Origin of the sequence: Streptomyces verrucosisporus, from assembly GCF_017114865.1 — a bacterium.
Taxonomy (GTDB): Bacteria; Actinomycetota; Actinomycetes; order Streptomycetales; family Streptomycetaceae; genus Streptomyces; species Streptomyces fenghuangensis.
Genome location: NZ_JADEYH010000013.1, coordinates 21,366 through 34,047 on the forward strand (window position 1 = coordinate 21,366; position 12,682 = coordinate 34,047).

A 12,682-nucleotide genomic window follows, 5' to 3' on the forward strand; every position below is an offset into this window, starting at 1 on the left:
GCCGTACACGCCGTATGCGCGTACGCTCCATCGGCGTGCGGCCGGTCTCAGTGGCGGCGGGGTGCCAGGTCCGCGACCCGGCCCATCGCCTGGCTCTCGCCCTGAGCGATCGACGGGGCCGTCCGCAGCTGGGCGCCGCTCCCGCCGCCCGGCGGGTGGTGCCGGCTCCGCTGACCCGGCAGCGGCACCTCGCGCCGCGGCCGGCCACCAGGACCGCCGGGCCGGCCCTCGCCCTCCGCCCCGGCCGCGGCGCCCTGACCGGAGTGGGCCACGGGCGCCGCGCCCACCGCTCCGGACGGCGTACCGGTCGCGCCGGCCACCGTGATCCGGACACCCTGGTCCGCCAGCGCCTGGAGTTCGGCCGCCGCCCGGTCCTCGTGCGGCGGGGGCTCGTCCGTCACCAGACGGGTGATGGCCTCCGGGGAGACGGTCTGGAACATGGTGTCGACGCCCAGCTTGGTGTGGTCCGCCAGGACGACCACCTCCGCGGCGGCCTGCACCAGCGCCCGGTCCACGCTCGCCGACAGCATGTTGGAGGTCGACAGGCCGCGCTCGGCCGTCAGCCCGCTGCCGGACAGGAAGGCGCGCGAGACCCGCAGCCCCTGCAGGGACTGCTCGGCTCCGCTGCCGACCAGCGCGTAGTCGGCGCCGCGCAGCGTGCCTCCGGTCATCACGACCTCGACGCGGTTGGCGTGCGCCAGCGCCTGCGCCACCAGCAGGGAGTTGGTGACCACGGTCAGACCGGGAACGCGCGCCAGGCGGCGGGCCAGTTCCTGCGTGGTCGTCCCGGCTCCGACGACGACGGCCTCGCCCTCCTCCACGAGGCCCGCGGCGGCGTCGGCGATCGCGTTCTTCTCTGCGGTCGCCAGATGCGCCTTGTGCGGGAAGCCGGACTCCCGTGAGAAGCCGCCGGGCAGCACCGCGCCGCCGTGCCGGCGGTCCAGCAGTCCTTCCGCCTCCAGCGCCCGGACATCACGACGCACGGTCACTTCGGAGGTCTGGACGACACGTGCGAGTTCGCGGAGCGACACCGCTCCGTTGGCCCGCACCATTTCGAGGATCAGTTGACGACGTTCTGCAGCGAACACAGAACAGACGGTAACCCGCGCGACCGTCTGGTTTCAGCTGTTTCCGCTGAATAACGGAAACTGTTCGTAGGCAGAACCCTGCCGTGGTATATGCGGGCGGCCCGGCGGACCCCGGGCCCCGGTCAGCCGCCCTCGGCCGCCTTCCGCGTCTGGAGCTGCCTCGCCACCTCGCCGATCGAACCCGACAGGGAGGGGTAGACCGTGAAGGTGTTGGCGATCTGCTCGACCGTCAGGTTGTTGTCGACCGCGATCGCGATCGGGTGGATCAGCTCGCTGGCGCGCGGCGCGACCACCACGCCGCCGACCACGATCCCCGTGCCCGGACGGCAGAACAGCTTCACGAAACCGTCCCGCACGCCCTGCATCTTCGCCCGCGCGTTGCGCAGCAGCGGCAGCTTGACGGCGCGGGCGTCGATCCGGCCGGCGTCCACGTCGGCCTGGGTGTAGCCGACGGTGGCGATCTCCGGGTCGGTGAAGACGTTCGCCGAGACCGTCTTCAGGTCCAGCGGGGCCACCGTCTCGCCCAGGAAGTGGTACATCGCGATCCGGCCCTGCATGGCCGCGACCGAGGCGAGCGCGAACACGCCCGTGCAGTCGCCGGCCGCGTAGACGCCGGGCACGGAGGTGCGCGAGACCCGGTCGGTGCGGATGTGACCGGAGTCCCTCAGCGCCACTCCGGCCTCCTCCAGACCGATGTCCGAGGTGTTGGGGACGGCGCCGACGGCCATCAGGCAGTGGCTGCCGGTGATGACCCGGCCGTCGGAGAGGGTGACCTCCACCCGGTCCCCGACGCGCTTGGCGGAGGCGGCCCGGGAGCGCGACATCACGTTCATGCCGCGGCGGCGGAAGACGTCCTCCAGCACGACCGCCGCGTCCGGGTCCTCGCCCGGCAGCACTCGGTCGCGCGAGGAGACCAGCGTCACCCGGGAGCCGAGCGCCTGGTAGGCGCCCGCGAACTCGGCGCCGGTGACGCCGGAGCCGACCACGATCAGCTCCTCGGGCTGCTCCTCCAGGTCGTACACCTGCGTCCAGTTCAGGATGCGCTCGCCGTCGGGGCGGGCGTCGGGCAGCTCGCGCGGCTTGCCGCCGGTGGCGATGAGCACGGCGTCGGCCGTCAGCCGCTCCTCCTCGCCCCCGGCCGTCTCCACCACGACCTGCCGAGTGCCGTCGGACGCCTGGTTCGGCTCCAGCCGGCCGCGGCCGCGCAGCACGCGGGCGCCGGCGCGGGTGACGGCGGCGGTGATGTCGTGCGACTGGGCCAGTGCCAGGCGCTTCACACGCCGGTTGACCTTCCCCAGGTCCACGCCGACGACCCGGGCGGGGTTGTCGGGGTCGGGGGTGCCGTCCTCGACGATGATGCCGAGCTCCTCGTAGGAGGAACCGAAGCTCGTCATCACCTCGGCGGTCGCGATGAGCGTCTTGGAGGGGACGCAGTCGGTCAGCACCGAGGCGCCGCCCAGACCGTCGCGGTCGACGACGGTCACTTCCGCACCGAGCTGCGCGGCCACCAGCGCCGCCTCGTAGCCGCCTGGTCCACCACCGATGATCACGATCCGAGTCACGTACCCCAGTCTCGCACGCGCCCCCGCGGCGGCCGCCACCACCCGCCGCGGGCACGGCGGCGGGCACGGGGCGGTCCGCACGGGTGGCCCGGGCCGCTGCCTATACCCTCGTCACATGTCGCTCTACGCCGCATACGCCGGAAACCTCGACGCCCGGCTGATGTCCCGCCGCGCCCCGCACTCGCCGCTGCGCGGCACCGGGTGGCTCAGCGGCTGGCGCCTGACCTTCGGCGGCGAGCACATGGGGTGGGAGGGCTCGCTGGCGACCATCGTCGAGGCTCCGAAGGCGACCGTGTTCGTCGCGCTGTACGACATCGCGCCCATGGACGAGGACTCCATGGACCGCTGGGAGGGCGTCGGCATGGACGTCTACCGCCGTATGCGGGTGCGGGTGCACACCCTGGACGGCGACGAGCCGGCCTGGTGCTACGTCCTCAACGGCTACGAGGGCGGGCTGCCCTCGGCCCGCTACCTGGGGGAGATCGCCGACGCGGCGGAGTCGGCCGGGGCGCCCCACGACTATGTGACGGAACTGCGCAAGCGCCCCTGCTGAGGCCGGGCCGGACGGGCCTCCCGCCGGACGGGCCGCCCTGGGTCGTTTTCCGGCCACTTCCGCCATCTTCAGGACATTCCGACCGACCCGGGTCCGCTTTGGCCCGCTTCCGGGACCACTCCCCGGACACCCGTCTACGCGCGTAGGCGATTACCGGCTACCCTCATCGGCGTGAACGCTTCTGCCACCACCGACTACTCCGGCGCCCCGTACGCCGCCGCCCGCACCGCGGCGGCGCGCCTGCGCGAGCTGACCGGCGCGGGGACCCACGACGTCGCCCTGGTCATGGGCTCGGGCTGGGTGCCGGCCGCCGACGCGCTCGGGGAGCCGGAACACGAGTTCCCGGTCACCGACCTGCCCGGCTTCCCGCCGCCGGCGGTCGAGGGCCACGCCGGAAAGGTCCGCTCCCACCGCCTCGGCGACAAGCGGGCGCTGGTCTTCCTGGGCCGCACCCACTACTACGAGGGCCGTGGCGTCGCCTCCGTCGTCCACGGGATCCGCTCGGCCGTGGCCGCGGGCTGCAAGACCGTCGTGCTGACCAACGGCTGCGGCGGGCTGCGCCCCGGGATGCGCCCCGGCCAGCCGGTCCTCATCCGGGACCACATCAACCTCACCGGCGTCTCGCCGATCGTCGGCGCCAACTTCGTCGACCTCACCGACCTGTACTCGCCGCGGCTGCGCGCGCTGTGCCAGGAGGTGGACGCCACCCTGGAGGAGGGCGTCTACGTCCAGTTCCCCGGCCCGCACTACGAGACGCCCGCCGAGATCGGCATGGTCCGGGCGATCGGCGGAGACCTGGTGGGCATGTCCACCGTCCTGGAGGCGATCGCCGCCCGCGAGGCGGGCGCCGAGGTGCTGGGCGTCTCCCTGGTCACCAACCTCGCCGCGGGCATGACCGGCGAACCGCTCAACCACGAGGAGGTCCTCCGGGCGGGCCGCGACTCGGCCGCCCGGATGGGCTCGCTGCTGGACAGCGTCCTGCGGCGCATCTGATCCGGGACCCCCGGCGGTACGGGCCCCGGGCCTCTGGCTCCCGGACTCCCGTCCCTGCCCCCGGACGGCCCATCCCGGGGCGGGCCGGGCGGGCGTTCCGGGTACCGGTGGACACCGAGAGCCGCCGCGCCCACCGGCGCGGGAGCGAAGCGGGAGCGGCGTACGGCGCCGCCCCACAGGCGAGACGCGAGAGGCGGAGGAGACCGTGGCAACCGTGCACGAGGACCTGACCGCGCGGGCGCGGTCCTGGCTGGCCGAGGACCCCGACCCGCAGACCCGTGCGGAACTGGCCGCCCTCATCGAGGCCGGTGAGCTGGAGGAACTGGAGGACCGCTTCTCGGGCACCCTCCGGTTCGGCACCGCCGGGCTGCGCGGGGAACTGGGCGCCGGACCGATGCGGATGAACCGCGCGGTCGTCATCCGCGCGGCCGCCGGGCTCGCGGCCTACCTGCGCGGCCGCGGACACGACGGCGGCCTGGTAGTCATCGGCTACGACGCCCGCCACCGAAGTGAGGACTTCGCCCGCGACACCGCCGCCGTGATGACCGGCGCCGGCCTGCGGGCGGCCCTGCTGCCCCGCCCGCTGCCCACGCCCGTACTGGCCTTCGCCGTCCGGCACCTGGGCGCCGTCGCGGGCGTCACCGTCACCGCCAGCCACAACCCGCCGCGCGACAACGGCTACAAGGTCTACCTCGGCGGGGGCTCCCAGATCGTGCCGCCCGCCGACGGGGAGATCGCCGACGAGATCGCCTCCATCGGTTCCCTGGCGGACGTCCCGCGCGCCGAGTCCGGCTGGGAGGTGCTCGGCGAGGAGATCGTGGACGCCTATCTGGAGCGCGCGGCCCGTGTCCTCACCCCCGGCGGGCCCCGGGAGGTGAAGGTGGTCCACACCTCGCTGCACGGCGTGGGCGGCGCCACGGTCTCCGCCGCCTTCGGGCGCGCGGGCTTCCCCGTCCCGGTGCCGGTGGCCGAGCAGGCCGAGCCCGACCCGGACTTCCCGACCGTGGCCTTCCCCAATCCGGAGGAGCCCGGGGCGATGGACCTGGCCTTCGCCACCGCCCGCGAGCACCGGGCGGATCTGGTGATCGCCAACGATCCCGACGCCGACCGCTGCGCGGTGGCCGTCCCCGACCCGGAGGCGGATGCGGGCTGGCGGATGCTGCGCGGCGACGAGGTGGGGGCGCTGCTGGCCACCCATCTGGTGCACAAGCGGGCGCGGGGGGCCTTCGCCACCACGATCGTCTCCTCCTCCCTGCTGTCGCGCATCGCCGAGGCGGCGGGCCTGCCGTACACCGAGACGCTGACCGGCTTCAAGTGGCTGGCCCGCACCGACGGGCTGCGCTACGCCTACGAGGAGGCGCTGGGCTACTGCGTCGACCCCGAGGGCGTGCGCGACAAGGACGGCATCACGGCCGCGCTGCTCGTCGCGGAGCTGGCCGCCGAGCTGAAGGAGAGCGGGCGCTCCCTGACGGAGCTGCTGGACGACATCGCGGTGGAGTACGGGCTGCACGCCACCGACCAGCTCTCGGTCCGGGTGGAGGACCTGTCCGTGATCGCCGGCGCGATGCGCCGGCTGCGCCAGGCGCCGCCCGCGGTGCTGGCCGGTCTGACGGTGACCTCGGCCGAGGACCTGAGCCGGGGCGGCGAGGCCCTGCCGCCGACCGACGGCCTGCGCTACCGGCTGGCGGGCGACCCCCGGCAGCGGGTGGCCGGCGCCCGGATCGTCGTCCGCCCCAGCGGCACGGAGCCGAAGCTGAAGTGCTACCTGGAGGCGGTCGTCTCCGTGGCGGACGCCTCGGACCTGGCCGCGGCCCGCGCCACGGCGCGGGAGGTGCTGGGCGCCCTCAGGACGGACCTTGCCGCCGCCGCGGGGATCTGATCCCGCGGCGTTCTCCGGCTCCGGGCGGGTGTCCCGGGGCCGGGGGACGTCAGCCCAGGAACAGCAGGAGCAGCAGGGCCGCCCCGCCGGCCACCGCCGGGACGAGGACCTCGTAGGCCCAGCGGACGCTCGGGGCTCCCTGCGCGTCCTCGTCGGAGGCGTGGCGCTCGGCCAGGGCGCGGATCTCGTCGATCGCCTGGTCCGCCTGGGCCCGGTAGCCGCTGTTGCCGGACAGCTCCGTGGCGAACACCGATCCGTGACCCGACAGGTTCACCGAGGAGTTGCCGCCCCCCTGGTTCTGCCGCTGCGCCTTCTTGCGCTGGCGCAGCGAGACCGGGATCGCCCACATCTGGTACTTGCCGTCGCCCGCGAAGACCTCGGCGGAGTACGCGGCCCGTACGCCCTCGACCGACGCCCACGGCAGCGTGATCGTGCGGAAGGGGTTGCGCACCCGCAGCCGCTCGCGCCCCGCGTACACGGCTGGCCGCAGGGAGAAGGCGAAGATCAGCGGCACGAGGGCCACCAGCGCGGCCAGCGAGAGCCACCGGGTGCGGCCCTCGCCGCCGACGATCCCGTCGGCGGCGAGCATCACGACGAGCGCCAGCAGCAGCGTGCCCCCCACCATCCCCATGGTCGAGCGGTAGGTGTGGTCCGCGTACCCGGTCTGCTCACTCATGCCTCCGATTCTGCACGACCGCACCGCGCGGGCGTCCGGCCGGTGGGCGCTCACCGGCCGCTCATGGGTCCGCTCATGGGTCCGCTCATGGGCCCGCCGTACGCCCGGCCGGGATACGGGGAGGGGGATGACAGTTTGCTACGCGCGTAGATATGCTCCTCTGGTGACCATGCCTGCCTCGTCTCCCACCGCACCCGCCGCACCGCCTCCCGCCGCGCCACCCGCACTGGCGGACGCGACCGCCTCCGACGCCGCGCTGCGCCGTTTCCTGCACGGCCTGCCCGGGGTCGACGCGGTCGGCCTCGAAGCCCGCGCGGCCCAGCTCGGCACCCGCTCGATCAAGACCACGGCGAAGGCGTACGCCATCGACCTCGCCATCTCGATGATCGACCTGACCACCCTGGAGGGCTCCGACACCCCGGGCAAGGTCCGGGCGCTGTGCGCCAAGGGCGTCAACCCCGACCCCACCGACCGCACCGTGCCGAAGGTCGCCGCGATCTGCGTCTACCCGGACATGGTGGCCACCGCCCGGCAGGCCCTGGACGCCTGCGGCGGGCAGGACGTCAAGGTCGCCTCCGTGGCCACCGCCTTCCCCTCCGGCCGCGCCGAGCTGGGCGTGAAGCTGGCGGACACCCGTGACGCGGTGGCGGCCGGCGCCGATGAGATCGACATGGTGATCGACCGGGGCGCCTTCCTCTCCGGCCGCTACATGAAGGTCTTCGAGGAGATCCGGGCCGTGAAGCAGGCCTGCGCCCGCGCCGGCGGCGGGGACGCGCACCTGAAGGTGATCTTCGAGAACGGCGAGCTGTCCACCTACGACAACATCCGCCGCGCCTCCTGGCTGGCGATGCTCGCCGGGGCCGACGTCATCAAGACCTCCACCGGCAAGGTCGCGGTCAACGCCACCCCGGCGAACACCCTGCTGATGCTGGAGGCCGTACGCGACTTCCGCGCCGCGACGGGGACGCAGATCGGGGTCAAGCCCGCGGGCGGCATCCGCACGGCCAAGGACTCGATCAAGTACCTGGTGATGGTGAACGAGGTCCTCGGGGACGACTGGCTGCACCCCGACTGGTTCCGCTTCGGCGCCTCCAGTCTCCTCAACGACCTGCTGATGCAGCGCCAGAAGCTGACCACCGGGCGCTACTCCGGCCCCGACTACGTGACGGTGGACTGATCACGATGAGCCCCATGTTCGAGTACGCACCCGCGCCCGAGTCCCGCGCCGTGGTGGACATCGCCCCCTCCTACGGGCTGTTCGTCGACGGCGAGTTCCGCGAGGCCGCGGGCGGCAAGTCCTTCAAGACCGTCTCGCCCTCCACCGAGGAGGTCCTGGCGGAGGTCGCCCACGCCGGCGCCGAGGACGTGGACGCGGCCGTGGCCGCCGCCCGCCGCGCCTTCGCCTCCTGGTCGGCGCTGCCCGGCGCCGAGCGCGCCAAGTACCTGTTCCGCATCGCCCGGATCATCCAGGAGCGCTCGCGAGAGCTGGCCGTCCTGGAGACCCTGGACAACGGCAAGCCGATCCGCGAGACCCGCGACGCCGACCTGCCGCTGGTCGCCGCGCACTTCTTCTACCACGCGGGCTGGGCCGACAAGCTGGCCCACGCCGGCTACGGGCCGGACCCGAGGCCACTGGGCGTGGCCGCCCAGGTCATCCCGTGGAACTTCCCGCTGATGATGCTGGCGTGGAAGGTCGCCCCGGCGCTGGCCTGCGGCAACACCGTGGTCCTCAAGCCCGCCGAGACCACCCCGCTGTCCGCGCTGTTCTTCGCGGACGTCTGCCGCCAGGCCGGGCTGCCGAAGGGGGTCGTCAACATCCTCACCGGCGACGGCTCCACGGGAGCGGCGCTGGTGGCGCACGAGGGCGTCGACAAGGTCGCCTTCACCGGCTCCACGGCCGTGGGCAAGCAGATCGCGCGCACGGTCGCCGGAAGCGCCAAGAAGCTCACCCTGGAGCTGGGCGGCAAGGGCGCCAACATCGTCTTCGACGACGCGCCGGTCGACCAGGCCGTCGAGGGCATCGTGAACGGCATCTACTTCAACCAGGGCCAGGTGTGCTGCGCGGGCTCGCGCCTGCTGGTCCAGGAGTCGGTGCAGGACGAGCTGCTGGAGGCGCTGCGGCGCAGGCTGTCCACCCTGCGGGTGGGCGACCCGCTGGACAAGAACACCGACGTCGGCGCGATCAACTCCGCCGAGCAGCTCGCCCGCATCACCGAACTCGCCGACAGCGGCGAGGCCGAGGGCGCCGAGCGCTGGTCCCCGGCGTGCGAACTGCCCGAGCGGGGCTTCTGGTTCGCGCCGACGGTCTTCACGAACGTCACCCAGGCCCACCGCATCGCCCGCGAGGAGATCTTCGGCCCCGTGCTGTCGGTGCTGAGCTTCCGCACTCCCGACGAGGCGGTGGCCAAGGCCAACAACTCGCAGTACGGCCTGTCCGCGGGCGTGTGGACGGAGAAGGGCTCGCGCATCCTGGCGATGGCGGGCAGGCTCCGGGCCGGCGTGGTGTGGGCCAACACGTTCAACAAGTTCGACCCGACCTCGCCGTTCGGCGGCTACAGGGAGTCGGGCTTCGGCCGCGAGGGCGGCCGTCACGGTCTGGAGGCGTACCTCGATGTCTGAGCAGTCCGGCAACCCCGGCGGCGCCGCGCGCACGCGGCTGGGCGTGGCGAAGACCTACAAGCTGTTCGTCGGGGGCAAGTTCCCCCGGTCCGAGAGCGGACGGGTGTACGAGGTGACCGACACACGCGGCAACTGGCTGGCCAACGCACCTCTCGGCTCCCGCAAGGACGCCCGCGACGCGGTGGTCGCCGCCCGCAAGGCGTTCGGCCCCTGGTCGGGGGCGACCGCCTACAACCGCGGCCAGATCCTGTACCGGATCGCCGAGATGCTGGAGGGCCGCCGCGAGCAGTTCACCGCGGAGGTGGCCGCCGCCGAGGGCCTGTCGAAGGCGAAGGCCGCGGCCCGGGTGGACGCCGCGATCGACCGCTGGGTGTGGTACGCGGGCTGGTCCGACAAGATCACCCAGGTCGCGGGCGGGGCGAACCCCGTCGCGGGCCCGTACTTCAACCTCTCCACGCCGGAGCCGACCGGTGTGGTCGCCGTGCTCGCCCCGCAGGAGTCCTCGCTCCTGGGCCTGGTCTCGGTGCTCGCCCCGGTGATCGTCGGCGGCAACACGGCCGTCGTCGTGGCGAGCGAGCGCGCGCCGCTGCCGGCCCTGTCGCTGGCCGAGGTGCTGGCCACCTCCGACCTGCCCGGCGGGGTGGTCAACGTGCTGTCCGGGCGGACGGCCGAGATCGCCGCGCCGCTCGCCGCCCACAGCGACGTCAACGCGATCGATCTGGCGGGCGCGGACGCGGATCTGGCCAAGGAGCTGGAGACGGCCGCCGCGGACAACCTCAAGCGGGTGCTGCGCCCGGCCGACGCGACCTCCGACTGGTCCGCCGACCCGGGTGTGAAGCGGATGCTGGCCTTCACCGAGACCAAGACCGTCTGGCACCCCGTCGGCGTCTGACGGGCCGTCCGTCCGGGGCCGCGCCTCCCTCTGAGGGGGCGGCGGCCCCGGACGGGCGCCTTCCCGGACGGGCGTCTGTCGGGCCGGGCGTCCGCTCAGCCGGGCAGCAGCCCCGCCACCGGACCCGTCACCGGCAGGGTGCGGACCGTGCCCCCTTCACTGACCGGTCCCGTGACGGCCCCGGTGCTCACCGGTCGGAAGTCGGCGATCTGGGTGCCGACCGTGTTGTCCAGCGGGTCGACGCCCGTGCCCGCCAGCGGATCGATCCGCGCGTCCTTGACCGGGCGCACCGCGCCGGCCGCCGCGTGCTCGGTGGCTCCCACACCCTCGGCCAGGCCCCGCGCGCTCGACCCGAGCGAGTCCGGCGAGAGCGCAGACGCCAGGCCCGAGAGCTGCACGGGCGCACCGGCGCCCTGCCCCGGCGCCGCGGCCGCCGCCCCCGCGCCCGATGCCACCGCGGCCCCGACCGCGGAGACGGTCAACCCGGCGCGCAGCAGGGCTCGCTGGACGCCGCTGCTCCCCGCTTGCCTCTCCCGTGCGTGACGGCGGCGCTGAGCGGTCATCGGTACACCTACCCCAAGAGAACTCGAATACTGTGACTGTCCGGTGACGCAGCGTATACGAGCCGGGCGTCACACGCACACACGTACCGGCGCCCCTGTGAATGGCCGACAATGGTCTTCCGTGAGCTCCCACGACACCGCCCGCGTGATCCTGCTGACCGGCCCCTCGGGCTCCGGAAAGTCCTCGCTCGCCGCCCGCACCGGGCTGCCCGTACTACGCCTGGACGACTTCTACAAGGAGGCCGGCGATCCGTCCCTGCCCCGGCTCTCCGGCGGCGACCGGGTGGACTGGGACCACCCCGGCTCCTGGGACGCCGACGCGGCGGTGGCCGCGATCACGGCTCTGTGCGGGGGCGGCCGGGCCGCCGTGCCGGTGTACGACATCTCCACGAGCTCCCGGACCGGCGAGGACGCACTCGACCTGCGCGGCGCGGGCCTGTTCGTCGCCGAGGGGATATTCGCCGCCGAGATCGCCGCACGCTGTCTCGAACTCGGCCTGCTGGCCGACGCGTTGTGCCTGCGCGGCCGTCCCTCCACCACCTTCCGGCGACGGCTGGTGCGTGATGTGCGCGAGGGCCGCAAGTCGCTGCCCGTCCTGGTGCGCCGCGGCTGGGCCCTGATGCGCGCCGAGGGCGGGATCGTCGCGCGCCATGTCGCCCTGGGCGCCCACGCCTGCGGCCGGGACGAGGCACTGGCGCGGATCGAGGCGCTCGGCGCGCGTCAGAGGCGTACGCGAGGGAGCGAGCGCCCGGGGGCCGTGCACGCATGAGAGCGGGCCCGGCCGGACCCCCGGCCGACCCGGCCCGCTCCCGGAGCACCCCCGTGCTCTCCCCCGTGTCCCCCCGCTTCTCCCCCCGTTCCCCGTCCCCCGGTCCTTGTGTGTCAGGCGACCAGCTCGCCGAAGCTCTCCTCCAGGTCGCGCCCGAAGCTCAGCGTCTCGTCGCCGCGCAGCCGGCGCAGGGAGCGCCAGATGCTGCTCTTGACCGTGCCGACGCTGATGTTCAGGATGTCCGCGATCTCCGGGTCGGTGCGGCCCTCGTAGTAGCGCAGGACCAGCATCGTGCGCTGGAGTTCGGGCAGCCGCGCCAGCGCCTGCCACAGCACCGCGCGCAGTTCGGTGCCTCGCATCGCGTCGCTCTCGCCGGCCGACTCGGGCAGCTCCTCGGTCGGGTACTCGTTGAGCTTGCGGCGGCGCCAGGCGCTGATGTGCAGGTTCGTCATGGTGCGGCGCAGGTATCCGCCGACCGCGGCCTTGTCGGTGATCCGGTCCCAGGCACGGTAGGTGGAGAACAGCGCGCTCTGCAGCAGGTCCTCGGCCTCGTGGCGGTCTCCCGTGAGGTGGTACGCGGTGGCGTACAGGGAGGCGCGGCGCTCGCGGACGTAGGCGGTGAACTCCGCCTCCGTCACACCCCCCCGGCGCCGCTCCCCCGAAGCCTCCCCGCGCGCTTCCTCCCCCCGGTCCGCCCCGGCCGGCTCCCCCCCGGCCGGCTCGGGTGCGGGGGCGATGTGCGCGGGCCGTCGGCGGACCGCGCCCCGGTCGCACCCCGAAGCGCCCGCGGCGCCGGACTTCCCCCCGGTCTGCGCCGGAACCACGGGAGTGTGCAGACGCGTGTGGATAACCGCGCTGGTGATGTTGCGGTGCGGTGTGTTCATCTCGCGCCCCCCTTTGTGGAACCGGCCCATGTCCTCGGTCCGTGCCGTGTACGCCGAGTACGCCCAATACACTGCCGGGGCAGTTTCATCGCCGGGTCCGCCGTCTGTCACAGGGGTGTCACAGAGGCCGGGCGGGCCGTGACCCGCCCGCGTTCGCGCTCCGTTCACCGGCCGGTCGAAGTACGGGCACCGGATGGGCCAGAA

General features: G+C 73.8%; 12 protein-coding genes. 7 read left to right on the top strand and 5 right to left on the bottom strand.

Annotated features, from left to right (window positions below):
• Positions 1–47 precede the first annotated feature (47 nt).
• Complete coding sequence (locus tag IQ279_RS15640; protein ID WP_241028201.1) at positions 48–1,052, bottom strand: DeoR/GlpR family DNA-binding transcription regulator; 1,005 nt, start codon at positions 1,050–1,052, stop codon at positions 48–50.
• Between the two features lie 158 nt (positions 1,053–1,210).
• On the bottom strand, positions 1,211–2,659 hold the full coding sequence (locus IQ279_RS15645) for an NAD(P)H-quinone dehydrogenase (RefSeq protein ID WP_206349259.1): 1,449 nt from the start codon (positions 2,657–2,659) through the stop codon (positions 1,211–1,213).
• Between the two features lie 106 nt (positions 2,660–2,765).
• Here IQ279_RS15645 and IQ279_RS15650 point away from each other — a divergent pair, with 106 nt between their 5' ends.
• The 3 genes from IQ279_RS15650 to IQ279_RS15660 all read left to right on the top strand — a co-directional run bounded on the left by IQ279_RS15650 (position 2,766) and on the right by IQ279_RS15660 (position 6,075).
• The gene (locus IQ279_RS15650; protein ID WP_101256430.1) at positions 2,766–3,203 is read left to right on the top strand and encodes a gamma-glutamylcyclotransferase family protein; all 438 of its coding nucleotides are present in this window, start codon (positions 2,766–2,768) and stop codon (positions 3,201–3,203) included.
• A 171-nt stretch (positions 3,204–3,374) separates the two neighbouring features.
• A complete protein-coding gene (locus IQ279_RS15655) occupies positions 3,375–4,196 on the top strand; it encodes a purine-nucleoside phosphorylase (RefSeq protein WP_206349142.1) in 822 nt (273 codons plus the stop codon).
• Between the two features lie 205 nt (positions 4,197–4,401).
• Complete coding sequence (locus IQ279_RS15660) at positions 4,402–6,075, top strand: phospho-sugar mutase (RefSeq protein ID WP_443742661.1); 1,674 nt, start codon at positions 4,402–4,404, stop codon at positions 6,073–6,075.
• Between the two features lie 49 nt (positions 6,076–6,124).
• On the opposite strand, the gene IQ279_RS15665 is transcribed toward IQ279_RS15660, so the two are convergent.
• On the bottom strand, positions 6,125–6,751 hold the full coding sequence (locus IQ279_RS15665; protein WP_206349143.1) for a PH domain-containing protein: 627 nt from the start codon (positions 6,749–6,751) through the stop codon (positions 6,125–6,127).
• 169 nt (positions 6,752–6,920) lie between these two features.
• Between IQ279_RS15665 and deoC the strand changes: the two genes are divergently transcribed.
• From deoC to IQ279_RS15680, 3 genes are read left to right on the top strand one after another with little or no spacing between them, the layout of a single operon-like run.
• Positions 6,921–7,928, top strand: coding sequence for a deoxyribose-phosphate aldolase (gene deoC / locus IQ279_RS15670; RefSeq protein ID WP_241028204.1), 1,008 nt, complete (start codon positions 6,921–6,923; stop codon positions 7,926–7,928).
• Positions 7,929–7,933: 5 nt separating this feature from the next.
• Positions 7,934–9,370 carry an aldehyde dehydrogenase family protein gene (locus IQ279_RS15675; RefSeq protein ID WP_206349145.1) on the top strand — a complete coding sequence of 479 codons (1,437 nt, stop codon included), beginning with the start codon at positions 7,934–7,936 and terminating at the stop codon, positions 9,368–9,370.
• Positions 9,363–10,262, top strand: coding sequence for an aldehyde dehydrogenase family protein (locus IQ279_RS15680; protein WP_206349146.1), 900 nt, complete (start codon positions 9,363–9,365; stop codon positions 10,260–10,262). The genes IQ279_RS15675 and IQ279_RS15680 overlap by 8 nt, the downstream gene beginning before the upstream one ends.
• A 95-nt stretch (positions 10,263–10,357) precedes the next feature.
• On the opposite strand, the gene IQ279_RS15685 is transcribed toward IQ279_RS15680, so the two are convergent.
• A complete protein-coding gene (locus tag IQ279_RS15685) occupies positions 10,358–10,825 on the bottom strand; it encodes a hypothetical protein (RefSeq protein ID WP_206349147.1) in 468 nt (155 codons plus the stop codon).
• A gap of 121 nt (positions 10,826–10,946) precedes the next feature.
• Here IQ279_RS15685 and IQ279_RS15690 point away from each other — a divergent pair, with 121 nt between their 5' ends.
• On the top strand, positions 10,947–11,594 hold the full coding sequence (locus IQ279_RS15690) for a uridine kinase family protein (RefSeq protein ID WP_206349148.1): 648 nt from the start codon (positions 10,947–10,949) through the stop codon (positions 11,592–11,594).
• A gap of 113 nt (positions 11,595–11,707) precedes the next feature.
• Here IQ279_RS15690 and IQ279_RS15695 read toward each other — a convergent pair whose 3' ends face one another.
• Complete coding sequence (locus IQ279_RS15695) at positions 11,708–12,478, bottom strand: SigE family RNA polymerase sigma factor (protein WP_206349149.1); 771 nt, start codon at positions 12,476–12,478, stop codon at positions 11,708–11,710.
• Positions 12,479–12,682: the final 204 nt, after the last annotated feature.

What these genes read in the sequence shown, in the direction of transcription:
- IQ279_RS15680 (WP_206349146.1), top strand. Translation starts at nt 9,363, where the DNA reads ATGTCTGAGCAGTCCGGCAACCCCGGCGGCGCCGCGCGCACGCGGCTG.
- IQ279_RS15665 (WP_206349143.1), bottom strand. Translation starts at nt 6,751, where the DNA reads ATGAGTGAGCAGACCGGGTACGCGGACCACACCTACCGCTCGACCATG.
- IQ279_RS15685 (WP_206349147.1), bottom strand. Translation starts at nt 10,825, where the DNA reads ATGACCGCTCAGCGCCGCCGTCACGCACGGGAGAGGCAAGCGGGGAGC.
- IQ279_RS15650 (WP_101256430.1), top strand. Translation starts at nt 2,766, where the DNA reads ATGTCGCTCTACGCCGCATACGCCGGAAACCTCGACGCCCGGCTGATG.
- IQ279_RS15640 (WP_241028201.1), bottom strand. Translation starts at nt 1,052, where the DNA reads ATGGTGCGGGCCAACGGAGCGGTGTCGCTCCGCGAACTCGCACGTGTC.
- IQ279_RS15675 (WP_206349145.1), top strand. Translation starts at nt 7,934, where the DNA reads ATGAGCCCCATGTTCGAGTACGCACCCGCGCCCGAGTCCCGCGCCGTG.
- deoC (WP_241028204.1), top strand. Translation starts at nt 6,921, where the DNA reads ATGCCTGCCTCGTCTCCCACCGCACCCGCCGCACCGCCTCCCGCCGCG.
- IQ279_RS15695 (WP_206349149.1), bottom strand. Translation starts at nt 12,478, where the DNA reads ATGAACACACCGCACCGCAACATCACCAGCGCGGTTATCCACACGCGT.